Origin of the sequence: Streptomyces cinereoruber (assembly GCF_009299385.1) — a bacterium.
Classification (GTDB): Bacteria; Actinomycetota; Actinomycetes; order Streptomycetales; family Streptomycetaceae; genus Streptomyces; species Streptomyces bikiniensis.
Map to the genome: position 1 here is coordinate 2,877,336 of NZ_CP023693.1, position 22,763 is coordinate 2,900,098.

Consider the following 22,763-nt stretch of genomic DNA (forward strand, 5'->3'; position numbering starts at 1 on the left):
TACGGGTGCTGGGGCGCCGCGACTGCGCTGTGGCGACGCCCACAGCCTAATCAGGATGTGGTGATCTTCACCCCGTCGATCGTCCAGTACCAGTTGTTGGAGCCCGTGTAGCGGAAGCGGAAGCTCACGGTGGAGGCGCCGGAGGGGACCGGGACCGTGAGGGACTGGGGCTGGGAGAGGACGTCGGCGGTGTAGCTCTTGACGACGGTCGGGGTGCCGCCGTTGAAGCTCGCCAGGACCTGGGCCGTCTGGGAGCCCTCCTGGCGGTAGAGGGTGGTGAAGCCGAGGGTGACCGAGGACGCGCCGGAGACGCTGTGCGCGGGCGTGACCAGGGTGGAGTCGTACGTCCCCGAGAAGGACTTGTCGGCCCACTCGTCGGAGTCGGCGACGGCGAAGACGCCCCGGGCCCGCACGTTCAGCTCGCGGGACTGGTCGCGCTGGGTGCGGGACCAGAACTCGTCGGTGGCGAAGGACCAGCCGCGCCACTCGGTCACGCCGCCGGTGCCCATCGCGTTGTCGATGACGGACCAGCCGCTGGGCGGGGTGCGGGTGAAGCCGAGGACCCCGGCGGGGATGCCGGTCTCGTCGACGCGGCCGGTCAGCGACCCGTACAGGGTGTCGAAGGGGTCGGTGGAGCGCTCCTGGATCGGCTTGCCGTCCAGGCCCCAGGACGGGTCGGGGACGATGCCGAGCTGGTGGAAGACGGTGGCGGCGACGTCCACCAGGCGCGTGTCGATGGGGCGGGCGCCGGCGGCGATGCCGGGGCCCTGGGCGAGGACGAAGGTGCGCCGCTCCTCGACGGCTGAGCCGCCGTGGCCGCCGGCGTCGGTGTGGCCGTGGTCGGTGGTGACGATGACGGTCCAGCGCTCCGAGGCGTACGAGGGACGGGCCTTGATCGCGGCGAGGAGCCGGCCCAGGTAGGCGTCCTGGACGTCGATGGCGTCGAGGTACTTGCTGTGCGCGGCGCCGTGGTTGTGGCCGATCTCGTCGGTCTCGCCGAAGTAGACGAAGAGGACGTCGGGGTTCTGGTTCCGCAGGACGTCCTCGGTGGCGTCGGTGATCACCTTGTCGTTGACGACGTAGTTGTTGTCGTAGACGAGCTTGGCGTCGGCGCCGGGGGTGACGGTGCCGTGGGTGTCCAGCTCGGGCCAGTCGACGGCGGCGAAGAGGGAGAGGCCGGGGCGGACCTGGTGCAGACGGGCGAGGAAGCCGGGATACCGGCCGTAGTTCTTCCCGGCGAAGGTGTTGTCCTTCACGCCGTGCTTGTCGGGCCAGACGCCGGTGGAGATCGTGGACCAGCCGGGGCCGGAGGAGGTGGCGGCCATCGGGTTGGCGTAGAGCAGGGAGCGGCCGAAGGTGCCGTTCGCCATCAGGGACTTGAGGGTGGGGGCCTTGGCGGCGTCGATCCGGTCGTACCGCAGGCCGTCCATGCCGACGACGAGCACCTTGTCCTTGCTGGTGCCGTTCGGGAGCGTCGGAGCGGCGGTCGTGGCGTTCGTGGCCGCGAGGGCGGCGGGGGCGGCGGCCAGTCCGGTGACGGCGACGGCCGCGGTGGCACCGGCGGCAGTGAGGACGGTGCGGCGGGGGATGCCGGTGATCGGCATGTCGGAGTCCTCCGTGGAAGTCCGTGGAAGAGATGCGGGTACGGGCCAACCCCCTTCTTTTCCGAGGCAGTTGGTCCGTACCCGTTATCCTTCCGCGATCCGCGCGGGCGTTCCAGGGGCCGTACGGTGAACTCTCAGCTTCCGGTGGCGGACTTCCACGCGTCGACGTACGTCGTCAGGTTCTCGTCGATGTCGGCCCAGTCCGGCTCGAAGACCTCGACGCCTTCGAGGAGCTTGCCGAGGGCGAGGGCGTTGGCGTCGGTGGGCTTGACGTCCTTGCGGGCCGGGAAGCCGCCGCCGACGGCGCTGACCTCGCGCTGGGCGCCCTCGCTCAGCAGGAAGTCGAGGAGCTTCTTCCCGTTCTCGGCGTGCGGGGCCTTGTTCACCAGGCCGGCGGCGTACGGCAGGGCGAAGGTGGTGGGCTTCCCGTCCCCCTTGGCCGGGAACCAGATGCCGAGGTTCGGCATGGACTTGGACTGGGCGAAGTTCATCTGGACGTCGCCGTTGGCGACGAGGAGTTCGCCCTTGTCCACCTTGGGGGCGAGCTTGGAGGTGGAGGAGGACGGGCCGACGTTGTTGGCCTGGAGCTTCTTCAGGTACTCCATGGCCGGTTCGCGGCCCCCGAAGTCGTGCATGGCCTTGATGAGGACGGCGGTGCCGTCGCCCGCGACGCCGGGGGTGGAGTACTGGAGCCGGTCCTTGTACGTGGCGTCGAGCAGCTCCTCCCAGGACTTGGGGGCGGTGGGCAGCTCCTTCTTGTTGTGGATGAAGCCGAAGTAGTTGTTGACGATCGAGGTCCAGGTGCCGTCGGGCGCCTTGTCGGCGCCGTCCACCCGGTCGGAGCCCTGCGGCGCGTACGCCTGGAGCAGGCCCTTGGAGCCGGCCTGCTGGATGAAGGGCGGCAGGGTGACGAGGACGTCGGCCTGGGTGTTGCTCTTCTCGCGGAGGGCGCGCTGCACCATCTCGCCGGAGCCGCCCTCGACGTACTTGACCTTGATGCCGGTCTGCTTCTCGAAGTCCGCGAACACCTTGTCGTACCAGCCGTCGCCCGCCTCGCCCTTGAGGCCGTCGGCGCTGTAGACGGTGACGACCTTCTCGTCGGAGGCGTCGGAGGAGCCGCCGCAGGCGGTGAGGGAGGCGGCGAGGACGAGGGCGCCGGTGAGGGCGGCGACCGGCTTGGCGTGTGTAAGCAGGGTACGCATGACGTTGTTCTCTCCTAGCGGTACGAGGCCTTGGTGCGGACGCGGGAGACGGCGAGCAGGGCGAGCAGCGTCGCGGCCATGAGGACCACGGCGAGCGCCGAGCCGGTGAAGAGGGAGCCGCGGTCGGTGGCGGTGAAGACGAGCACCGGCAGGGGCGTCCAGTCCGGCGGGTAGAGCATCATCGTGGCGCTCAGCTCCCCCATGGACAGGGCGAAGCAGAGCCCGGCGGCCGCGTTCAGGGACGGCAGCAGGAGCGGGAGCTTCACCCGGAGCAGTACGTACGAGGGGCGGGCGCCCAGACCGGCCGCCGCCTGCTCGTACATCGGGTCCAGGCGCCGGATCGCGGCCGACACCGACTGGTGGGCGAAGGCCGTGACGAGCACGGTGTGGGCCAGGATCACGATCCAGCGGGTGCCGTTGAGGAGCACCGGCGGCTGCGAGAAGGCGACGAGGACGGCGAGGCCGACCACCACGGACGGCACGGCGACCGGCAGCATGAAGAGCGCGTCCACGATCCGCCGGCCCCGCTTCCCCAGGGCCGCCGAGGCGAGCGCCGCCCAGGTGCCGGCGGTCAGCGCGACCAGGCTGGCGGTGACGGCCGTGACCAGGCTGGTGGTCAGGGCCTGGAGGGATTCGCCGCGCACGGCCGCCGCGTAGTGGGCGGTGGTGGGGCCGGAGGGGAAGGCGCCGGACCAGTGGGTGGCGAAGGAGGCGGCGAGGACGACGAGGAGGGGCAGGGCGAAGAGCGGCACGAAGAGGACGGCGAACAGGGCCCAGGCCGTCCACCTGCCCGTACGGCTATGCACCAGCACGGCGGCTCACCCCCCGGTAGAGGGCGTACAGACCGGTGGAGAGCACGACGTTGACGACGGCGACGACGCAGGCGGCGGCGTAGTCGGATTCGAGGATCGCCTTGCCGTAGACGAGCGTCGGGAGGGTCGTGACGCCCTTGGCGCCGGTGAAGAGGACGATCCCGAACTCGTTGAGGCACAGGACGAGGACGAGGCTGCCGCCGGCGGCGAGCGCGGGCAGCGCCTCGGGCAGGATCACCCGCCGGACGATCCGCAGCGGCCGGGCGCCGAGCGAGGACGCCACCTCCAGCTGGGCCGTCTCCATCTGCGAGAAGGCGGCGAGCAGCGGGCGCATCACGAACGGGGTGAAGTACGTGATCTCCGCGAGCAGCACGCCCCACGGGGTGGTCAGGAACCGGAAGGGGCCGGTGGCGGCGCCGGTGACGTCGGTCCAGATGCCGTTGGCCATGCCGACCGTGCCGTAGAGGAAGAGCAGGGCGAGCGTGATCAGGAAGGACGGGAAGGAGAGGAAGACGTCGATGAACTTCGCCACCGCCTTCGCGCCGGGGAAGGGCACGAACGCGATCACGAGCGCGAGGGCGAAGCCGAGGACCAGACAGCCGGCGGTGGCCGCGACGGCGATCCACACGGTGGTGACGAGGGCGTCGCGGAAGGACGCGGAGCCGAGGACGTCGGCGTACGCGCCGGGGGCCAGGGACTCGCGGACGACGAGGGCGAGCGGGTAGAGGAAGACGAGGCCGAGGACGGCGACGGGGGGCAGGGCCCAGACCCAGGCGGGGGTGGTACGGGGCTTCCGGGCGCGGGGGGCCGCCGGGGCGGGGGCGGTCGGGGTCGGGGGCGGGGCGGTCGTGGTGACGGCGCTAGCCATCGGTCACCTCCGAGCCGCCGGACGTCCCGGAGCCGTCGGACGTCCCCGGGCCCTCGGTCACCCCCGCCGTGAGCAGGACCGCGTCCTCGGGTGCGAAGTGCAGGGTGACCTCGGCGCCCAGCGGAGGCGTCTCGCGCAGCTCGCGGACGTCCGCCTTCACCCGGTGGCCCGCCACCTCCACGTACAGCCGGTGGGTGGAGCCGCGCCACTGGACCTCGGCGATCCGGCCCCGCAGGGCGTTGGGGCCGTCGCCGAGGCCGACGAGGTGGGGGCGGACGCAGAGGGTGGCCGAGGAGCCGGGGGCGGCTCCGGCGGTCTCCACCTTCAGCTCCGTCCCGCCGAGGGCCACCCCGTCCGCGTCCACCGTCACCGGCAGCAGGTTGGCGTTGCCGACGAAGGAGGCGGTGAACTCGGTGCGGGGCCTGCGGTACAGGTCCTGCGGGGTGCCGCAGTCCCGGAGCCGGGCCCGGTCCATGACGGCGATCCGGTCGGCGAGGGTCAGCGCCTCGACCTGGTCGTGGGTGACGTACAGGATCGACACGTCGGGCAGTTCGCGGTGGAGCCGGGCCAGTTCGGCCAGCATCCCGGAGCGCAGCTGCGCGTCGAGCGCCGACAGCGGCTCGTCCAGGAGGAGGACGTCGGGGCGTACGGCGAGGGCGCGGGCGATGGCGACGCGCTGCTGCTGCCCGCCGGAGAGCTCCCGGGGGTGGCGGCGGGCGTAGTCGGCCATGCCGGTCATCTCCAGGGCCTCGGCGACCCGGCCGGGGATCTCGGCCTTCGGGACCTTGCGGGCCTTGAGGCCGAAGGCGACGTTGGCGTCCACCCTGAGGTGCGGGAAGAGGGCGTACTGCTGGACGACCATGCCGATCCCGCGCCGGTACGGCGGCAGATCGGTGACGTCCCGGTCCCCGATGAACACCCGCCCGGAGACGGGCCGGACGAACCCGGCGACGGCCCGCAGGGCGGTCGTCTTGCCGGAGCCGGAGGGCCCCAGGAGGGCCATGACCTCGCCGGGCTCCACGGTCAGGTCGAGGGAGTCGAGGACGGTGGTGGGGCCGTAGGCGACGGAGACGGCGTCGAAGCGGATGCCGCTGGTCGTCCCCCGCGCCCCCTTGATCGCCCCTCGCACTTCCGTGGTCATGCCTCGTACTCCCTTATCAGCTCCGGCAGTTCGGCGACGGAGGCGAGGACGCGGGTGGCGCCGTGCTCCTTCAGCGCGGCCTCGTCGTGGGCGCCGGTGAGGACGCCGGCGACGATCCCGGCGCCGGAGCGGACGCCGGAGAGCATGTCGTACGAGGTGTCGCCGGCGACCGCGATCCGGCGCACGTCGTCCACGGCCCCGGTGCGCAGGAACGCGCCGAGGACCATGTCGGGGTACGGGCGGCCCCGGCCGCCGGTGTCGGCCGGGCAGAGGGTGAGGCCGACGAGGTCGCGCCAGCCGAGGGCGTCGAGGATGGCGTCCTGGGTGACCCGGGCGAAGCCGGTGGTGAGGACGACGGTCCTGCCCTGCTCCTGGAGGACGGCGATCGTCTCGGCGGCGCCGGGGAGCGGGGCGATCCTGCCGTCGGCGACGAGCTCTCCGTACGCCTCCTCGAAGGCGAGGTTGGCCTGCCGGGCGCGCCGCTCGTCGCCGCCGAGGAGGTGGCGGAAGACGGAGATCTTCGACTCGCCCATGGTGGCGCGGACGTGGCCGATCATGGCGGCCGGGTCCTCGCCGAGGTGTTCGGCGGCGACGGTGAAGGCCTGCTCGACCAGGCCGTCGTCGGCGACGGTGGTGCCGGCCATGTCGAGGACGACGAGGCCGTACGTGTTCTTCGTGTGCGTGCTCATGGGGTTCACCAGCCCAGTTCGTTCGCGGTCGTCTCGGCGATGGCCGGAGAGCAGGTCATGCCCCGGCCGCCGGGTCCGGTCACCAGCCACACGCCGTCGCGGACCTTCTGGCGGTGCACGACCCGGGTGGTGTCGACGCACTGCGCGTACACCCCGGCCCAGCGGCGCCGGACCTTCGGCAGCGGGCGGCCGAGGAAGGACTCGACGACGCGGGTGAGGTGCTCGTAGGGGTCTTCGAGGGTGTCGAAGGCGAAGGGGTGCTCGTACTCGTGGGTGTCGCCGATGGTCAGTCCGCCGTCGAGCCGCTGGACCATGAGGAGCTGCATCCGGTGGGCGGCGGCGGTGGGGTCCTGCGCCTGGCCGGCGTTGAGCGCGTCGAGGGCGCCGGAGGCGTAGGCCGGGTAGTAGCGGAAGGAGTCGGCGTCCGCGACGGAGGTGGTGAGCGGTTCGCCGAGCGGGTCGGTCTGCATCATCTGGAGGCGGACCCGGCGGACCGGGATCTCGCCGGCGACCTCGCGGACCAGGCCGGAGAGCCAGGCACCGGTGCAGAGGACGACGGCGTCGCCGCCGTGGACCTCGCCCCGGTCGTCGCGGACGGCGCGCTCGCCGACGACCTCGCGGACCTCGCGGTCGGGGAGGAAGGTGTAGCGGCCGGTGGCGAGGAGGGCCTCGCGGAGGGCGAGTTGGGCGGTGCGGGGCTCGACGGCGGCGTCCCGCTCGCACCAGAGCGCGGCCTCGAACTCCCCGCGCAGGGCCGGGTTGACCGCGCGGGCCTCGTCGGCGGTGAGCAGCTCGTAGCCGCGGGCGGCGGCGTCGGGGCGGGCCGCGGCGGCCTCGGCGACGGCGCGTTCGAGGTCGTTCCGTACGGGGGTGAGGGAGCCGATGGCCCGGAAGCCGAGTCCGGGGACGCGGGCGCCGATGCCCTCCCAGAGTTCGCGGGCGCGCAGGGCGGTGTCCAGCTCCTCCCCGCCGGCGCGGCCGCTCACCCAGATCTGGCCGAAGTTGCGGAGGGAGGCGCCGCGCGCCTCGGCCTCGCGCTCGATGTGTACGACCTCGTGGCCGCGTTCCACTGCGTGCCAGGCGTGCATGGTTCCCACCACGCCGGCTCCTACGACGATCACCTTCATGCCGACGACGGTCGCGGGGGCGGGTGACCCGGACCGGGCGGGTGGACGACGGGACGGTGAACGGGCCGCCAAACTTGGACCAGACCCGTTATCGTTTTGTGATGCCGTGGGGTTCCGGGACGAAGGTCCTCTCCCGTCAGTCCTGGCGGCCCAGGTGGGTGGTGAAGCTGAAGCGGTCGCCCCGGTAGAGGGTGCGGACCCGCTCCAGGGGGCGCCCGGCGGTGTCCCGGGAGACGCGGTGGAGCAGGAGCATCGGGAGGGCGGGCGGCGTGCCGATGAGCAGGGCCTCGCGCGGGGTCGCGAGGACGGTCTCGATCCGCTCGTCGGCGTCGCCGAACGCGATGCCGAGCCGGTCGTGGAGGTACGCGTAGAAGGAGGAGTCCGGGTCGAAGTCGACGTCCAGGCGCGGGGCGCGGGCCTCGGAGACGTACGTGCTCTCCAGGCCGACCCGCTCGTCGTCGGCGAGCAGCACCCGCTCCATGTGCCAGACGGACTCGCCGCGTTCGGCGCCGACCTCGGGGGCGAGCGCCTCGGGGCAGGGGAAGCGGTCGAGCGAGATCAGACTGCGGCCGGGACGGCGGCCCTGGCGGCGGACGCCCTCCGTGTAGCTGGCGAGCGAGAGGGGCTGTTCCAGCTTGGGGCCCGCGACGACCGTGCCCCGGCCCTGGCGGCGCAGCCGCCCCTCCAGGAGGAGTTCGCGGATCGCCTGCCGGACGGTCTCGCGGGACACCTCGTACCGGACGGCGAGGTCGCGCTCGGTGGGCAGCGGCCCGCCCTCCCCCAACTCGTCCACCATCAGCGCGAGTTTCGCCTTGACGGCGTAGTACTTGGGGACGCGCCCGTGCTCGGGGACGCCGGAGCGGACGGGGGCGCCGGGGGTGCTCTGGTAGTTCACCGGGGGATGGTCGCAGACGGGGGTGAACGGGGAGGTGTACGGAGGGTGGCGCGGGGGTGGTGGGCCTTCGCGGGGAGCGCGGTTCAGGACCGCCGGTGGCGGCGGCCCGCGCGGACGAGGACGGCTCCGAGCAGGACCAGGGCGACGGCGAAGGGGGCCAGGGCGCGGGCCCGGGCGTCCGACGCCCGTCCGGTGTGGGCGAGTTCGGGGACGGGGACGGGGACGGGCGCGGTGGTGGGTACCTCCTCCGACGGGGACGGTCGGGTGGGTACGGCGGACGGGGCGGAAGGTACGGGCACGGCGGGCGAGGCGGAGCCGGTCGGCTTTCCGGGGGGCGTCGATCCGGCCGTGGCGGCGGGCCCGGCCGGGTCCGCCGACCCCGAAGGCTCCGGCGGCTCCGCGGGCTTCTGCGGCTTCTGCGATGTCGGCGGCCTCGATGGCTTCGGAGGCTCCGGCGGCTTCACGGTCTTCGGCGGTTCGGCGGGGTCGGCCGGGGCGGTGGTCGCGGGCGGGGCGGTGGAGCCGGGCGGCTCGACCGGGGCGCCCGGGTCGGCGGGCCCGACGGTCAGGCGGTAGTCGCCGGAGTCCCCGATCCAGTCCCCGTCCGCGCCCCGGCGCTGGACGATCGCCGCGTTGACCACGACCTCGCCGGGGGCCGTTCCCGCGCGGAAGGCGAGGCGTACGGGGACGGTGAGGGTCTTGCCGGCGGGGACGGCGAAGCCGCCGAAGTCGGTGAAGACGCCCACGTTCTCGGCCTCCGAGGTCCCTTCGAAGGCCACGGGGTGCCAGCGCGCGGCCCCGGCGTCGTGGAACTCGAAGCGGATCTGCTCCGGCCGGAGGGCCCGGTCGCGGTCGGCGAGGACGAGCACGGGGTGGATGCCGGAGCAGGGCGAGCCGGTGGTGTTCGTGAGGTCGAGGCGCCAGTCCTGGAAGGGACCGCCCGCCGCGTAGCCGGCCGGGCCGGGGTGGATGCGGGTGTCGAGCGGGAAGGCGTCGTCGTCCGGGGTGCCGCAGGTGGGGGTGGGCGGGTCGGGGGCGGGGATGGCGGGCGCGCCGGGGGGACGGGGGGCGCCGGGGGGTTCGGGGGCGGGGGCCCCCGGCTCCGGGGCGGTCGCCGCGGGAGCGGGGGCCGTTGCCGTCGTCGCTGTCGTCGCCGTCGTCGCCGTCGCTGTCGCCGGGGCGGGGGCCGCGAGCGCGAAGGGGGCCGCCACGGCGGTCGCCACGGTCACGGCGCGGACGCTGCGCAGACGCAGGGGTACGGATGCCATGGTGCCGGTGCCTTTGCTGTTCGCGGGCAGGGGGACGGCCGCGACGCTGCCACGCGGGAGGGGGCGGGGCGGGCGGCGACACCGGGGGCTGCTCCGGAAGGACCGGGAATCCGCCCGATCGGCCTACTTTCCGATCATCGGATCGATCGAGGTGAACGGGCCAGGCGGGGCGAGTGGGCCCGGCGGGGCGAGTGGGCCCGGCGGGGTGAACGGGTCCGGCAGGCCCGGCGAGTCCGGCGAGTCCAGCGAGTCCGGCGAGTCCAGCGAGTCCGGCGAGTCCGGCGAGTCCAGCGAATCCAGCGAGTCAACGCCTCTCCGTCGGCTCGCCCCCGTAAAGCCCGTGAAGGCGGCCCGTCTCCGCTCCGAAGACCGGCGCCAGGGTCAGCCACGCCGCGCCCTCCGCCACCGCGTCCCGTTCCGCGACGACGCCCACCGGGGTCGTCAGGCCGAGGCCGGTGAGGACCTCCCGTACCCCGTCCGCGAAGACCTCCGGCGCGGCGAGCACCGCCCGGCCGCCCAGGAGGACCTGGTCGATGTCGAGGAGCCGTACGAGGTTGGCGGCGCCCACGCCCAGGACCCGCGCGGCCCCGGCGCGTTCGCCGCGCGCGACCGCCGCCAGGCACAGGGCCTCCAGGCAGCCGCGCCCGCCGCAGCCGCACGGCGGACCGTCGAGCTGGACGGTCTGGTGGCCCAGCTCGCCCGCCCCGGTCCTGTCCCCGCGCAGCGGCGCGCCGCCGAGGACGAGGCCGGCGCCGAGACCCGTACCGAGGTGGACGTAGGCGAAGGAGCCGGGCGCGCCGGGCCGCAGGGCGAGGCCGAGGGCGGCGGCGTTGGTGTCCTTGTCGAGGACGACGGGGAGTCCGAGGCGCCGGGCCAGCTCGTCGCGGACCGGGTGGCCGGCCCACTCGGGGAAGCCCGTGACCCGGCCGGGCACCCCTGCCCGGTGGTCCAGGGGCCCGGGCATGGCGACCCCGACGCCGAGGACGGCGGCGCCGAGGCCACCGGGGCCACCGGCGCCGAGGACGGTCCGGGCTCCAGCCCCGCCCCCATCGCCCCCGTCGCACTCCCCCAGCAGCCCCCGTACCTCCTCCGTCACCGCGTCCAGGACCGGCCCCGCCCCCGCACCCAGGTCCAGCGGGCGGCGGCGGAGGGCCACGGGGGCGCCCGCGAGGTCGGCCAGGAGGACGGTCAGCTCGTCCCGGTCGAGGTGGACGCCGACGGCGTGCGCGGCGGAGGGCACCAGGCGCAGGACGGTCCGGGGCTTGCCGCCGGTCGAGGCCCGGTGGCCCGCCTCCGCCGCGAGGCCGTCGGCGCGCAGCCGCGCGGTGATCTTGCTGACGGCCTGCGGGGTGAGCCCGGTCCGCTCGGCCAGCTCCAGACGGCTGATCCCGCCCTCCCCCGCCCCGCGCAGCAGGTCGAGCACGAGCGCGGTGTTGTGGCTGCGCAGCGCCGGTACGTTCACTCCGCCCAGGTCTTTCCTCACGCCCCCATTGTCGCCGCCGCTTGCAGTTTGGCAACAGCGTTGCTTAAGTGAGGAGCATGACTGGCACCGACTCCCCCCGCACCCCCCTCCGCGTCGGACTCGTCGGCTACGGCCTGGCCGGCTCCGTCTTCCACGCCCCGCTGATCGCCGCCTCCGAGGACCTCGTCCTCGCCGCCGTCACCACCGGCAACCCCGAGCGGGCCGCCGAGGCCCGCGCCGCCCACCCGGGCGTACGGGTGGTGGCGAAGCCCGAGGAGCTGTGGGCGCCGGGCGCGGAGGAGCTGGACCTGGTGGTCGTCGCCTCCCCCAACAAGACGCACGTCGAGGTCGCCACGGCCGCCCTGGAGGCGGGCCTCCCGGTCGTCGTGGACAAGCCGCTCGCCGGGACCGCCGCCGAGGCGCGCGCGCTGGCCGCCCTCGCCGAGGAGCGGGGCCTGCTGCTCTCGGTCTTCCAGAACCGCCGCTGGGACAGCGACTTCCGCACCCTGCGCCGGCTCCTGGACGAGGACGCGCTCGGCGAGGTCCAGCGCTTCGAGTCCCGCTTCGAGCGGTGGCGGCCGAAGCCGAAGGGCGGCTGGCGCGAGTCGGGGGCGCCGGAGGAGATCGGCGGGCTCCTGTACGACCTGGGCAGCCACGTCGTGGACCAGGCCCTCGTCCTCTTCGGCCCGGTGGTCTCGGTGTACGCCGAGTCGGACGTGCGGCGGCCGGGCGCCGGGGCCGACGACGACACCTTCCTCGCGCTCACCCACGCGAACGGGGTCCGCTCCCACCTGTACGTGAGCGCCACCACCGCCCAGCTCGGCCCCCGGTTCCGGGTGCTCGGGCAGCGCGCGGGCTTCGTGAAGTACGGACTCGACCCCCAGGAGGCCGCCCTGCGCGACGGGCTGCGGCCGGAGCCCGGCTCGGCGTGGGGCGCGGAGCCGGAGGAGCTGTGGGGCCGGCTCGGCGCGGGCGAGTCGCCGCTGACCGGCGGCGGCGCCCCGGTCGAGTCGCTGCCCGGCGCCTACCCGGCGTACTACGCGGCCGTCGCCGCCGCCCTGCGCGGCACCGGCCCGAACCCGGTCACCGCACACGAGGCCGCCGACGCGCTCGACGTCCTGGAGGCGGCGCGGCGGTCGGCCCGCGAGGGGATCACGGTGGCGCCGTGAGCAGCTCCGAGGTCAGGGAACTGGAGGGTCAGGAGGCCCGGTTGACCCTCCCCCGGTTCACGTACGAGGACGCCTGGACGCTCGGCACGCTCCTGGTCTCCCTGGCCCGGGAGCGGCGGGCGCCCGTGGCGATCGACGTACGGCGCGGGGCGCAGCAGCTGTTCCACTGCGCGCTGCCGGGTTCCAGCGCGGACAACGACGCCTGGATCGACCGCAAGCGGCGGGTCGTGGAGCGGTACGGGGAGAGCTCGTTCCTGGTCGGGGCCCGGTTCCGGGCCAAGGGGACGACGTTCGAGGCGTCCTCGCGCCTCGACCCCGACCGGTACGCCGCCCATGGCGGTTCGTTCCCGATCGGGGTCGAGGGCGCGGGAGTGATCGGCTCGGTCACGGTCTCGGGGCTGCCGCAGGCCGAGGATCACGCCCTGGTCGTCGAGGCGCTGGAGCGACTGCTCAGCTCGTACGGCGCCGACGCCGGCTGATCATCACGAGGACGCCGCCGCCGAGGGCGAGGACGACCGCCAGGGCGCCCATGACGATCTTCCCGGTGCCGGCTCCGGTCTCGGAGAGCTCACCGTTCGCACCGTGGGGACCGTGGCCGCCGCCGGAGTCACTGCCGGAGTCGCCGTAACCACCGGTGCTGCCGGAACTCCCGTGACCGCCGGTGCTGCTGTGACCGCCGGTGTTTCCGTGGCCGCCGGCCCCGTTGGAACCACCGGAGGTGGTGTGCCCGCCGGGACCGCCGGGTCCACCCGTACCGCCGGAATCACCGTGCCCACCGGGGCCGCCGGGCCCACCGGTGCCGCCGGAGTCCCCCGTACCGCCGGTGTCGTCGCCGTACCCGCCGTCAGTCGGCGTGGGCGTGGGCGTCGGGTCGGTCGGAGTCGGGGTCGGCTCCGTAGGCGTCGGAGTGGGTTCCGTCGGAGTCGGGGTCGGCTCCGTAGGCGTCGGAGTGGGTTCCGTCGGAGTCGGGGTCGGCTCCGTAGGCGTCGGAGTGGGTTCCGTCGGGGTCGGCGTGGGCTCGGTCGGGGTCGGGGTGGGCTCCGTGGGCGTAGGAGTGGGTTCCGTCGGAGTCGGGGTGGGCTCCGTCGGGGTCGGCGTGGGTTCCGTCGGGGTCGGCGTGGGCTCGGTCGGGGTCGGGGTCGGCTCCGTGGGCGTGGGAGTCGGCTCCGTGGGCGTAGGAGTGGGCTCCGTGGGAGTCGGGGTCGGCTCGGTCGGAGTGGGAGTCGGCGTCGGGTCCGCGCAGGACGGCAGGTCCCCGTTGAACGGATAGGCGTGCATCTCCTGCCCGCCGCCACCGGTCGTCTCCGACGCGTGCGTCAGGTTGCCGGTGGTGAAGAAGCGGCCGTTCGTGCCCGGCATGGTCACGGTCGCCGTGCTGGCCTGGTTGCCGATCAGGACGCTGCCCGCGAACTGGGCCGTCCCCTCGAACTTCACCGCCGTGGCGTCCGGGAAGTTCCACAGGACCCGCTCGCGGAGACCCTCCGGCAGTTGGTTGATGTACGTGTCGACGGTGCGGTCGGCGCCGTAGACGTTGACGAGGACCGTCGCCCCGGCAGGGACTCCCTGGAAGCGGATGTTCTGCTGCCCGCCGCTCGTGGACTCCATGTCGAAGTCGACGTCGAAGACCTGGAGCGTCGAGGCGCCGTCCCCCGTGAAGAGGGTCTCCGAGCCGCTGTTGACGGCGGTGCCGGTCGTGGCGCGGTGGGCGCCGTCGACGTAGGCGTAACACCGGCTCGCGTCGGTGAGCCGGTCGCGGAGCGAGAGGTACGGGGCGGCCGCGTCGTCGTCCTGCACCGGGTCCGGGATCACCGTGCCGGAGAGGGCGCCTCCGTACCGCGTGACGCCGCTGACCGTGCCCTCCTCGGTGAGCAGGCGCTGCCCGGCGGCGACCGTCACGTCCTCGCCGACGGTGAGGAAGTCGGTGCCGTTGTCGGGCGGGACGCGGGATCCGGCGCCCACGATGCCGACGTTGTAGACGGCGGAGGCGCCCACGCGCTTGTTCATGTCGAAGCCGCCCAGGACCACGACCTTGCCCTCGGCCTCGGCCGCGGCCTCGCGGACCAGGAAGTCACCGCCGACGAAGACGTTGATGTTGTTGTCGCGGTACTGGACGGGACCACTGTTGAGGTCGGGGTACGTGGCCGGGCAGTTGCCCGGCAGGCAGGGCCCGAGGCCGCCCGGGAGGGGATCGGCGTGGCCGCTGACGGCCAGGGTGCCGACGAGGGCGGTGGCCGCGACGGTGGACGCGGCGATGAGGGCGAGGCGACGCCGGTCCCGCCTCTGCGCGTGCGCAATTCGTTCCATATCGGGCAATATGCAAAATGCGCATGAAAATGGCGACGCCCCACGCGGGACGTCGCCGTTTTCACAACGGAAGGGCCCAGGCGGGGCACCCTCCTGACGGCCCTACAGGTCCACCGGCCGTACCGGCCCGGTCGGCTCCGCCGGCCTCAGGCCCCCTTGAGCTCCTGGCGCTGCCGGCCGAGCCCCTCGACCTCCAGCTCGACCACGTCGCCGGGGCGCAGGTACGGCTTGGGCTCCGGCTGCCCCATGGCGACGCCGGCGGGCGTGCCGGTGTTGATGACGTCGCCCGGGTACAGGGTCATGAACCGGCTGACGTACCGGACGACTTCCGCGACCGGGAAGATCTGGTCGGAGGTGTGGCCGTCCTGCTTGAGCTCGCCGTTGACCCAGAGGCGGAGGGAGAGCGCCTGCGGGTCGGGCACCTCGTCGGCGGTGACGAGCCAGGGGCCGAGGGGGTTGAAGGTCTCGCAGTTCTTGCCCTTGTCCCAGGTGCCGCCGCGCTCGATCTGGAACTCGCGCTCGGAGACGTCGTGGGCGACCGCGTACCCGGCGACGTGCGCGAGGGCCTGCTCGTCGGTCTCCAGGTAGCGGGCGGTGCGGCCGATGACGATCGCGAGCTCCACCTCCCAGTCGGTCTTCACCGAGCCGCGCGGTACGAGCACGGTGTCGTCCGGGCCGACGACGGTGTCGGCGGCTTTGAGGAAGACGACGGGCTCGGCGGGGGCGGCCTGGCCGGTCTCGGCGGCGTGCCCGTGGTAGTTGAGGCCGATGCACACGACCTTGCCGATCCGGCCGACGGGCGGGCCGACGCGCAGCCCGGTGGCGTCGAGCGGGGGCAGCACTCCGGCGCCGGCGGCGGCGCGGATCCGGTCGAGGGCCGCGGCGTCGGCGAGCAGGCCGCCGTCGATGTCGTCGACGAGGGCGGAGAGGTCGCGGAGGGTGCCGCCCTGGTCGAGGAGGGCGGGACGCTCGGCTCCGGGCGGGCCGACACGCAGCAGCTTCATGGTCTTCTCCCTGTGGTCGAGGTGGGCCCGGGAGGGCCCTGGGGTGCCCCGGCCGATGGAGTGCGGCCATCGGAGGATTGGTCGATCCTCCAAGAGAACGGGCCACTCTGCAAGACCCCGACCACGCAGTGGACCCTTACGCGCGAGTAGCGACGGCGCCGCCGGACGCGTCTTCCTTCGGCGTGCGGAAGAGGAAGGCCCGCTCGACGACGGTCCAGGCGGTGCTGGTGACGACGTAGAGGGCGGCGGCGAGCGGGACGACGGCGACCGTGACGAGGGTGGCGAAGGAGAGCAGCGGCATCACCTTGGTGATCGCGCCGGCGCCGGGGGTGGGCTGTCCGAGGTCGAGGGGCTGGGCGGCGAGCTGCCGCTTGGTGTGGCGGTAGCCGAAGGCGGCGACGGCGGTGACGAGCGCGAACAGGACGAGGTAGACCTGCCCGGCCGGGCCGAACGGGCCGCCGTGGGAGAGGGCGTCGGCCCAGCGGTCGCCGAGCGGGGCGGCGAAGAGGGCGTGCCCGGCCATCCGGTCGCCGGCGAACAGGTGGTACATGAGGAGGAAGGCGGGGGCCTGGAGCAGGCTGGGCATGATGCCGGCGAAGGGCGAGACCTTCTCCTTGGCGTGCAGGTCCAGGATCGCCTTCTTGAGCCGCTCGGGGTTCTTGGCGTGCTTCTTCCGGAGCGCGGCGAGCTGCGGGGCGATGCGGGTGCGGGCCTTCTGGCCGCGGGCGGCGGCCCGGGAGAGCGGGTGGACGGCGAGCCGTACGAGCGCGGTGAAGAGGACGATCGCGGCGGCGGTGGCGGTGGTGGCGAAGAGCGGCTGGAGCAGCTCGGCGAGCCGCTCGACCAGGGCGGCGAACAGGGACGTGAGAGTGGACATGGGGGAGCCCTCCGTGGGGTCTCGTCGTGCCGGGGAGAGGTGTTTCTCGGCATGACGGATCCGCGCGGGGTCCCGGAAAAAAGGGGGGTGGGGAGCTCCCTACGCGGCCGTCGGGAGGGGACGGCCGGGAGCCCGGGGTCTGCGGCGACCCGCGGCGTCGGGGTCGCGCTGCGGCAGGAAGGCGGTGCGCCGCTCGCGGTCGCGGATGGCGGTGCGGACGGCGGTGGACGGCACGGCCGGAGCCGTACGGGCGCCGGACAGGGCGTGGACGAGGGTGGCCGCGGCGAGGGCGACGGCGGCGGAGACACCGGCTCCGGCGAGCCCGCCGACCCCGTCGGACAGGAGCAGCCCGGCGAGCGCGAGCAGGAAGAGCAGCGGCGCGAGGACCCGCGGGGCGGGGGTCTTGCCCGTCATCCCGTCACCTCCTCCGCAACCACCGGCCTCTCCGCCATGAAGACGCACGACGGAAGGGGGAAGTTCCCGCGCCCCGCCCCTCGATCTAGGCGGTCTCCAGGGGTACGAGGAGGCGCCGGGGTCGCAGGAGGGCGCGGCCGACGGGGTCGGCCGGGTCCGGGTCGAGCCCGGCGCCGGGCCGCATCTCGACGTCGGCGGGCGGGACGGGGAGGCCGCAGGCGGGGCACGCGCCGCCGGGGCCGAGTTCGGTGCCGCAGTCGGCGTGGTGGAAGTGGCGCATCGGCAGGGTGCCGGGGAGTTCGGTCCGGGCCCAGGAGCCGAGCGACCACAGGACGGGCCAGAGGGCGAGGCCGCGCTCGGTGAGGACGTACTCGTCGCGCGGGGGCGACTCCTGGTAGCGCCGCCGTTCGAGGACGCCGATCTCGACGAGGGCCTGGAGGCGGGCGGCGAGGACGGCGCGGGGGGCGCCGAGGTGGGCGAGGAAGTCGCTGTAGCGCCGGACGCCGTAGAAGGCGTCGCGCACGAGGAGGAGGGTCCAGCGCTCGCCGACCACTTCGAGGGCGCGGGCGATGGAGCACTGCTGCTGGGCGTAGTCCTTGCCGAGGGCCATGGGATCCATCGTACCGAAGCGGGTTCATTGAACGAACCAAGCTGCTATCTTCGGTTCGTTCAATGAACTTACCGAGCCGTCGACAGGTGGAGGACGCCCCGTGCCACGCCGAACGCCCCTGCTCCGAGCCCCCGCCCCCACCCCCGTCTCACCCCGGGAGGGGCGCCCGGGGGCCGTCCTCGCCGTGACGGCGACCGCGACCGCCGTCGCACTGATGAACTACACGGCCCCGATGCCGACCCTCCCCGCCGTGGCGGCGGCCTTCGGAACGCCGCCCTCCGCCCAGGCCTGGCTGCTCAACGGCACCCCGCTCGGCCTCGCCGCCCTCCTCCTGCTCGCCGGCGGCCTGGCCGACGCGTACGGGCGGCGCCGGGTCTTCCTCCTCGGCACGCTCGTCCTCGGCCTCACCACCGCGCTCGGCGCCCTCGCGGGCTCCACGGCCACCTTCACGGCGGCCCGGATCGCCCAGGGCGCGGCGAGCGCGGCCGTCCTCGCGGGCAGCCTGGGCCTGCTCGCCCACGCGTACCCGGCGGGCCGGGACCGGATCAGGGCGACGGGCGTCTGGGGCGCGTCGGTGAGCGGCGGCATCGCCCTGGGGCCCCTCCTCGCGGGCGCGCTGAGCCTGGCGGACTGGCGACTGGCGTACGGAGCGCTCGGGGCGGGGGCCCTGGTGACGGCGGCGGCGGGAGCGCGATGGCTGCCGAGGCCGGCGGCGGCCCCGGGCGGAACCGCGGCTCCCCGCCCGGACGTCACGGGAGCCCTCGTCCTCGGTCTGGCCCTGGCGGCCCTGCTCACGGCGCTCACCCTGGGCAGGGACGGCTGGCTGCGCCCCCGGGTGGGCCTCCTGCTCCTGGCCTCGGCCGCCCTGACGGCCCTGTTCGCGGTGGTGGAGACCCGGAGGAAGAACCCCGTGATCGACCTGGCGCTGCTGCGGCGCCCCGCGTTCCTGGCGTCGACGCTGGGGGCGCTCTTCACGGGCCTGGCGGTGATCGGCCTGTTCAGCGTGGTGCCCACACTGCTCCAGGCAGGCATTGGGATGTCGGCACTGGACACGGCCTGGCTGTTCCTCCTCTGGTCGGGAACGTCCTTCGTGGCAGCCCTCCAGACCCGCCGCTTGGCGGCCCGGCTCTCCGCCGCGCACCAACTGACCCTGGGGTTCGTCCTGTCGGCGGCGGGCGTGCTGACGTTCCTGGGGTCCCTGGAGAACCACGCGGGCGCGTGGCGCCTCCTCCCCGGCCTGCTGGTGGCGGGCGTGGGCAGCGGCCTCCTGAACGCGGCGCTCCCCCGCCTCGCGGTCGACTCCGTACCGCCGGAACGGGCGGCGATGGGCTCGGGTGCCAACAACACCGCCCGCTACATCGGCTCCTCGGCCGGGGTGGCCCTGACGCTCGCCCTGACGACGGCGGGCCCGGACGCGGCCCTCGCGGCGTCGGCGGCGCTGGCACTGGCGGGGGCGGCGCTGACGCTCGTACTGGCGAGAAGATAGGGCCCTGAAAAGAGAGATCACCCACTCTCCGCGGAGGGATACGAGACGCGGAGGAAAAACCCCGCAGGTAAGCCGAAGGAGGCGGCGCGCCCCCACCCCGCCCGGGACACGACAAGCACGGACGCGCCAACTCTCCGGGGCCGTACAGCAGTACGGTGGGACGCATGCGCCCCGACACGCCTGCAGCCCACATCACCGAAGCCGAGCGTCTGCTGCGCACCGCCGCGCAGTACCCGGGTGACCGGGAGCCCCTGTACCTCCGGGCGGCGGCCCACCTGGAGTTGGCGGGCGACCGCCCGGGGGCGACGGCCCTCTACGACGAGCTCCTGTCGTCCGAGCCGGCGGACCCGCACCTGATCAGGGCGCTGAAGGCGGCGAACCTGTGGGAGTACGGGCACGAGGCCGAGGCCCGGGCGATCATCGAGGGGCTCCGGGTCGCCCGGCCGTCGGACGCGGCGCCGTGGGAGATCGCGGCGGAGACGCTGGAGGCCCACGACGAGCTGGAGGAGGCGGAGGCGACCCTGACGCAGGCGGCGAGACTCCTGCTGGTCTCGCCGGACGACCTCCCCCACGCGACCCGGTCCCTGATCACGACCCGGCACCGGGTCCGCCGGATGCTGGCGCTGCCGCACGACGACTGGGACGCCCTGGCGGACCGGCTGCACACAGGGGCGGTCCCGCTGGACGAGCTGCACGACCCGAAGCGCCTCTGGTCCCTGGGCTCGGAGGACCCGGCGGAACTCCAGGCCGAGATCGCCCGCCTCCGCTCCGAGCTGGGCACCTACCGCACGGCCCTCTCCCGCCCCTTCCCGGTCGCGGTCCTCCACTGGCCGGAACGGGAACTGGACGAGCTCCTCGCCGCCTATCCGGAGCTGGAGGCCGAGTACCCCACCTACACGGCCCACCTCACCGACATCGAGGCCTCCCTCCGCGAACTCGCCCAGGCCGGCACCCCCAACCTGGGCATCGTCCGCGCCACGGTCCCCTCCTACGAGGCCTTCGCCGCCTCGGAATCCACCCACCCCTCGAACGCCGACCTCCTCCCCCAGTACGCCACCACCCTGGCCGCCCGAGCCCGAGCGACGGCGTGGCCGCCGGCGCGGGGGGCGGAGTGCTGGTGCGGGTCGGGGGAGACGTACGGGAAGTGTCACGGGGACGCGGTCACCCTCCGGTAGACCGGGTCCGCACTCCGGAATCGACGCCTCGATGTCGGTACCGTCCATTAGGGTCGCGCTTGACCGGATGTAGTACACATACACCAAGGCCCGACATGACGACTGACTGGCAGTTCGAGGTACCCACCACGGGGAGCAAGCACCTGCCTCCGGACGCCCGCTACGTGGAGGCGCTCAGCAGCCAGGGCTACGGCTTCGAGGCCGCCGTGGCAGACCTGGTGGACAACTCCATCGACGCCGGTGCCAAGGACGTCGTGATCCACTTCCTGCGTGACGGGGACAGACTCGTCAGCCTGCTCGTCGTCGATGACGGCAAGGGGATGGACGAGGAGGAGCTGGACGTCGCGATGACCGTAGGCGGTCGCCGCGACTACGATGCCCAGGCTCTCGGCATGTTCGGCACCGGCCTGAAGGCCGCTTCGCTCAGTCATGCCGGCGCGGTCACGGTCGTCAGCAAAGTGCGACGTACGCGGGCTGCGGCTCCGGCCGGGCGCCGCTGGACGATGGAGCGGGCCGTCATCGGCTACCAGTGCGACATCGTCGCACCGGCCTACGCGCAGCAGCTCATCGACCGGTATTACGACTGTCCGATCGTCTGGCAGGGCACGATCATCCGCTGGGACGCGGTCAAGGACTTCCCTCGGACCGGCGGTGGCGGCCAGACCGATCGGTACCTGCACCGTACGATCAACAAGTTGGGACTCCACCTGGGTCTGCACCTGCACCGGTTCCTGGCACGTGAGGACTTCAACATCACCATCGCCGTCGAGGACGTGACCACCGGCGTCGAGTACATGAACTTCGGTGTCCAGCCGCTCGACCCGTTCGCCTACCCGGTCAGTGGGCACCCCGATTACGCACGCGCCTTCACCGCGAACGTCCCCTCGATCGGCCCGGTCACCCTGACCGCCCACATATGGCCGCCCAAGTCCAATAACGACGAGTTCAAGGCGGTAGGCAGCGTTATCGACCGGCAAGGCTTCTACTTCTACCGACACGATCGCCTGGTACAGGCCGGCGGCTGGAACAACTTTCGTCAGCCCGAACAGCACCTCGCGCTCGCACGCGTCGCCGTGGACCTGCCGGACACCGCTGTCGCCTCCGAAGTGTTCCGTCTCACGGTGAAGAAGGACGGCGTCGACACCTCTCCGGAGTTCGTAACCGCCCTGGAGTCGGCTACGGACGGTGCCGGACGCACGTTCTCCGCGTACGTGGCGGACGCCGACACGACGTACCGAGAAGCCCGGAAGCGGTCCGGTACGACCCGCAAGTCGGTGATCCCCGCGGGCAAGGGCTTCGAGGCCTCCGTGCGGGAGGCGATCGAGGACGAGTTGCCGCTCATCCCTGGTGAAGAGCCGATCGCCATTCGCTGGCAGAAGATCGACAACAGCGCGTTCTTCGAGATCGACCGCGAGACGCGGACGATCGTTCTCAACCAGCACTATCGAGCCGCGATCCTCGGTGGCCGGCGCGGCGGGCTCAACGACGCGCCGACCCTCAAGTCCCTCATGTACCTGCTGCTCCACGGGATCTTCGAAAAGGAGTACAGCGGCAGTCGCGAGAAGGACAATCTGCAACTGTGGCAGTCCGTGTTGGTCGCGGCGGCCCGGGCCGAGCTGAACCGGGGGACGGACGATGACTGATCCCACGGGCGCTCCGACGCTCGCATGGACCACTGTCGAACAGTATCTGGGAGAGCGGCTCGGCACGAGATACCGCTTGTCACCCGCCGACCGGCACCCCGTCGTCACGTACGAGATAGGGCACGGCGGCCAAGACATCGCCCTCCTTGTCGAACTCGGCCGGAACCGACGACCGCCTCGTTCCCCACTGCCCGCCGTCGTCATCGATCAGGTGGCCATGGACGGGGGGATGCGAATGGCGCGCATCCGCACCGCCAGAGTGGAGTTGATGCGCGACTTCCATGACATGGCGCTCGCGATAGCCGATCGGATCGTCGTACGGAATCGTTCACTCGACTCGGCCTTCGCCGAGACCGTGGAAGGCTGGAGCTCGCTGCTCGACCGGCCGCGAGGCATGAGCGTCGAACGACGGATCGGACTGTTGGGCGAGCTTTCGGTTCTGTCCCGACTCGCCGAGACGTACGGCTGGGAGACGGCCGTCGAGGCGTGGACCGGCCCGTATGGAGAGGAACACGACTTCGCACTGTCGGACTTCGACATCGAGGTGAAGACGACCGCTTCGGAGCGGCGGCGTCATGTGATCCACGGCATCGGACAGTTGCAGGCTGCCCCGGGCCGCCCGTTGTGGTTCGCCTCGCTTCGCCTGACCCGTGGTGGGGCGGGCGGCCGTACGCTCGCGGAATCGGCCCGGACTGTACGGAGGGCCGTGGCGGAGCATGCTCCATCGGCCCTGTTCAAGCTGGATTCCGCCCTGGAGCGGTCCGGGTGGTCGTCCACGCGCATGGACGACGAACGCTGGGCGCCGCGGGACGAGGCCTTGGTCCTCGCGGCCGAATCCGTACCACGCCTCGACAGGGCGCTGATCACCGCCGCGACATTCGAGCGGATCTCCGCCGTGCGTTACGAAACCGACGTCACCGGAATCGCGCCCACCCCAGGCGCTCCGGTGAGCCTGGCCGGTCTCCGCCTCCCCTGAACCTCCACGATCACCGCTCTCCTGTCCGACAGCCGAG

At 73.3% G+C, this 22,763-nt stretch carries 21 protein-coding genes; 6 read left to right on the forward strand and 15 right to left on the reverse strand.

Annotation, left to right across the window (positions count from 1 at the left end; translation table 11 throughout):
• Positions 1–50: 50 nt before the first annotated feature.
• The 10 genes from CP977_RS12720 to CP977_RS12770 form a co-directional block, all read right to left on the reverse strand.
• Positions 51–1,604: an alkaline phosphatase family protein gene (locus CP977_RS12720; RefSeq protein WP_062755363.1), complete on the reverse strand. Its 1,554-nt coding sequence runs from the start codon at positions 1,602–1,604 to the stop codon at positions 51–53.
• Between the two features lie 134 nt (positions 1,605–1,738).
• Positions 1,739–2,806 carry a 2-aminoethylphosphonate ABC transporter substrate-binding protein gene (locus tag CP977_RS12725; protein WP_167308932.1) on the reverse strand — a complete coding sequence of 356 codons (1,068 nt, stop codon included), beginning with the start codon at positions 2,804–2,806 and terminating at the stop codon, positions 1,739–1,741.
• Between the two features lie 14 nt (positions 2,807–2,820).
• A complete protein-coding gene (locus tag CP977_RS12730) occupies positions 2,821–3,618 on the reverse strand; it encodes an ABC transporter permease (RefSeq protein WP_109186030.1) in 798 nt (265 codons plus the stop codon).
• Positions 3,605–4,486 (reverse strand): 2-aminoethylphosphonate ABC transporter permease subunit, encoded by an 882-nt coding sequence (locus tag CP977_RS12735; protein ID WP_152370118.1) that lies wholly within the window; start codon positions 4,484–4,486, stop codon positions 3,605–3,607. The genes CP977_RS12730 and CP977_RS12735 overlap by 14 nt, the downstream gene beginning before the upstream one ends.
• Entirely contained in the window at positions 4,479–5,627 is a 1,149-nt protein-coding gene (locus tag CP977_RS12740) for an ABC transporter ATP-binding protein (protein ID WP_152370119.1), read from the reverse strand. The genes CP977_RS12735 and CP977_RS12740 overlap by 8 nt, the downstream gene beginning before the upstream one ends.
• Entirely contained in the window at positions 5,624–6,316 is a 693-nt protein-coding gene (locus CP977_RS12745) for a phosphonatase-like hydrolase (RefSeq protein WP_152370120.1), read from the reverse strand. The genes CP977_RS12740 and CP977_RS12745 overlap by 4 nt, the downstream gene beginning before the upstream one ends.
• Positions 6,317–6,321: 5 nt before the next feature.
• Positions 6,322–7,443: a TIGR03364 family FAD-dependent oxidoreductase gene (locus tag CP977_RS12750; RefSeq protein ID WP_062755353.1), complete on the reverse strand. Its 1,122-nt coding sequence runs from the start codon at positions 7,441–7,443 to the stop codon at positions 6,322–6,324.
• Positions 7,444–7,579: 136 nt separating this feature from the next.
• On the reverse strand, positions 7,580–8,338 hold the full coding sequence (locus CP977_RS12755) for a GntR family transcriptional regulator (RefSeq protein WP_152370121.1): 759 nt from the start codon (positions 8,336–8,338) through the stop codon (positions 7,580–7,582).
• Between the two features lie 83 nt (positions 8,339–8,421).
• Positions 8,422–9,606 (reverse strand): hypothetical protein, encoded by a 1,185-nt coding sequence (locus tag CP977_RS34455; protein ID WP_208420709.1) that lies wholly within the window; start codon positions 9,604–9,606, stop codon positions 8,422–8,424.
• A gap of 304 nt (positions 9,607–9,910) precedes the next feature.
• Complete coding sequence (locus tag CP977_RS12770; protein ID WP_167308931.1) at positions 9,911–11,089, reverse strand: ROK family transcriptional regulator; 1,179 nt, start codon at positions 11,087–11,089, stop codon at positions 9,911–9,913.
• A gap of 56 nt (positions 11,090–11,145) precedes the next feature.
• Between CP977_RS12770 and CP977_RS12775 the strand changes: the two genes are divergently transcribed.
• On the forward strand, positions 11,146–12,237 hold the full coding sequence (locus tag CP977_RS12775; RefSeq protein WP_152370122.1) for a Gfo/Idh/MocA family protein: 1,092 nt from the start codon (positions 11,146–11,148) through the stop codon (positions 12,235–12,237).
• On the forward strand, positions 12,234–12,716 hold the full coding sequence (locus tag CP977_RS12780) for a heme-degrading domain-containing protein (protein WP_152370123.1): 483 nt from the start codon (positions 12,234–12,236) through the stop codon (positions 12,714–12,716). The genes CP977_RS12775 and CP977_RS12780 overlap by 4 nt, the downstream gene beginning before the upstream one ends.
• Here the strand turns inward: CP977_RS12780 and CP977_RS12785 are convergent.
• The 5 genes from CP977_RS12785 to CP977_RS12805 all read right to left on the reverse strand — a co-directional run bounded on the left by CP977_RS12785 (position 12,688) and on the right by CP977_RS12805 (position 17,446).
• A complete protein-coding gene (locus CP977_RS12785) occupies positions 12,688–14,541 on the reverse strand; it encodes a choice-of-anchor A family protein (protein ID WP_183953196.1) in 1,854 nt (617 codons plus the stop codon). The genes CP977_RS12780 and CP977_RS12785 overlap by 29 nt on opposite strands.
• Positions 14,542–14,687: 146 nt before the next feature.
• Complete coding sequence (locus tag CP977_RS12790) at positions 14,688–15,545, reverse strand: fumarylacetoacetate hydrolase family protein (protein WP_062755339.1); 858 nt, start codon at positions 15,543–15,545, stop codon at positions 14,688–14,690.
• 136 nt (positions 15,546–15,681) lie between these two features.
• Positions 15,682–16,422, reverse strand: coding sequence for a YidC/Oxa1 family membrane protein insertase (locus CP977_RS12795; RefSeq protein WP_062755336.1), 741 nt, complete (start codon positions 16,420–16,422; stop codon positions 15,682–15,684).
• Positions 16,423–16,521: 99 nt separating this feature from the next.
• Positions 16,522–16,836, reverse strand: a complete 315-nt coding sequence (locus CP977_RS12800) for a DUF6412 domain-containing protein (protein WP_062755334.1) — start codon at positions 16,834–16,836, stop codon at positions 16,522–16,524.
• Positions 16,837–16,921: 85 nt separating this feature from the next.
• Positions 16,922–17,446, reverse strand: coding sequence for a winged helix-turn-helix transcriptional regulator (locus CP977_RS12805; RefSeq protein ID WP_062755332.1), 525 nt, complete (start codon positions 17,444–17,446; stop codon positions 16,922–16,924).
• A gap of 100 nt (positions 17,447–17,546) precedes the next feature.
• On the opposite strand from CP977_RS12805, the gene CP977_RS12810 reads away from it, so the two are divergent.
• The 4 genes from CP977_RS12810 to CP977_RS12825 all read left to right on the forward strand — a co-directional run bounded on the left by CP977_RS12810 (position 17,547) and on the right by CP977_RS12825 (position 22,726).
• The gene (locus CP977_RS12810) at positions 17,547–18,932 is read left to right on the forward strand and encodes an MFS transporter (protein WP_152370124.1); all 1,386 of its coding nucleotides are present in this window, start codon (positions 17,547–17,549) and stop codon (positions 18,930–18,932) included.
• Between the two features lie 164 nt (positions 18,933–19,096).
• The gene (locus CP977_RS12815) at positions 19,097–20,107 is read left to right on the forward strand and encodes an SEC-C domain-containing protein (RefSeq protein ID WP_152370125.1); all 1,011 of its coding nucleotides are present in this window, start codon (positions 19,097–19,099) and stop codon (positions 20,105–20,107) included.
• A gap of 95 nt (positions 20,108–20,202) precedes the next feature.
• Entirely contained in the window at positions 20,203–21,750 is a 1,548-nt protein-coding gene (locus CP977_RS12820) for an ATP-binding protein (RefSeq protein WP_152370126.1), read from the forward strand.
• Positions 21,743–22,726, forward strand: a complete 984-nt coding sequence (locus tag CP977_RS12825) for a PD-(D/E)XK motif protein (RefSeq protein ID WP_152370127.1) — start codon at positions 21,743–21,745, stop codon at positions 22,724–22,726. Before CP977_RS12820 ends, CP977_RS12825 begins: the two co-directional genes overlap by 8 nt.
• Positions 22,727–22,763 lie beyond the last annotated feature (37 nt).

What these genes read in the sequence shown, in the direction of transcription:
- CP977_RS12720 (WP_062755363.1), bottom strand. Translation starts at nt 1,604, where the DNA reads ATGCCGATCACCGGCATCCCCCGCCGCACCGTCCTCACTGCCGCCGGT.
- CP977_RS12725 (WP_167308932.1), bottom strand. Translation starts at nt 2,806, where the DNA reads ATGCGTACCCTGCTTACACACGCCAAGCCGGTCGCCGCCCTCACCGGC.
- CP977_RS12735 (WP_152370118.1), bottom strand. Translation starts at nt 4,486, where the DNA reads ATGGCTAGCGCCGTCACCACGACCGCCCCGCCCCCGACCCCGACCGCC.
- CP977_RS12740 (WP_152370119.1), bottom strand. Translation starts at nt 5,627, where the DNA reads ATGACCACGGAAGTGCGAGGGGCGATCAAGGGGGCGCGGGGGACGACC.
- CP977_RS12745 (WP_152370120.1), bottom strand. Translation starts at nt 6,316, where the DNA reads ATGAGCACGCACACGAAGAACACGTACGGCCTCGTCGTCCTCGACATG.
- CP977_RS12750 (WP_062755353.1), bottom strand. Translation starts at nt 7,443, where the DNA reads ATGAAGGTGATCGTCGTAGGAGCCGGCGTGGTGGGAACCATGCACGCC.
- CP977_RS34455 (WP_208420709.1), bottom strand. Translation starts at nt 9,606, where the DNA reads ATGGCATCCGTACCCCTGCGTCTGCGCAGCGTCCGCGCCGTGACCGTG.
- CP977_RS12775 (WP_152370122.1), top strand. Translation starts at nt 11,146, where the DNA reads ATGACTGGCACCGACTCCCCCCGCACCCCCCTCCGCGTCGGACTCGTC.
- CP977_RS12785 (WP_183953196.1), bottom strand. Translation starts at nt 14,541, where the DNA reads ATGGAACGAATTGCGCACGCGCAGAGGCGGGACCGGCGTCGCCTCGCC.
- CP977_RS12790 (WP_062755339.1), bottom strand. Translation starts at nt 15,545, where the DNA reads ATGAAGCTGCTGCGTGTCGGCCCGCCCGGAGCCGAGCGTCCCGCCCTC.
- CP977_RS12795 (WP_062755336.1), bottom strand. Translation starts at nt 16,422, where the DNA reads ATGTCCACTCTCACGTCCCTGTTCGCCGCCCTGGTCGAGCGGCTCGCC.
- CP977_RS12800 (WP_062755334.1), bottom strand. Translation starts at nt 16,836, where the DNA reads ATGACGGGCAAGACCCCCGCCCCGCGGGTCCTCGCGCCGCTGCTCTTC.
- CP977_RS12805 (WP_062755332.1), bottom strand. Translation starts at nt 17,446, where the DNA reads ATGGCCCTCGGCAAGGACTACGCCCAGCAGCAGTGCTCCATCGCCCGC.
- CP977_RS12815 (WP_152370125.1), top strand. Translation starts at nt 19,097, where the DNA reads ATGCGCCCCGACACGCCTGCAGCCCACATCACCGAAGCCGAGCGTCTG.
- CP977_RS12820 (WP_152370126.1), top strand. Translation starts at nt 20,203, where the DNA reads ATGACGACTGACTGGCAGTTCGAGGTACCCACCACGGGGAGCAAGCAC.
- CP977_RS12825 (WP_152370127.1), top strand. Translation starts at nt 21,743, where the DNA reads ATGACTGATCCCACGGGCGCTCCGACGCTCGCATGGACCACTGTCGAA.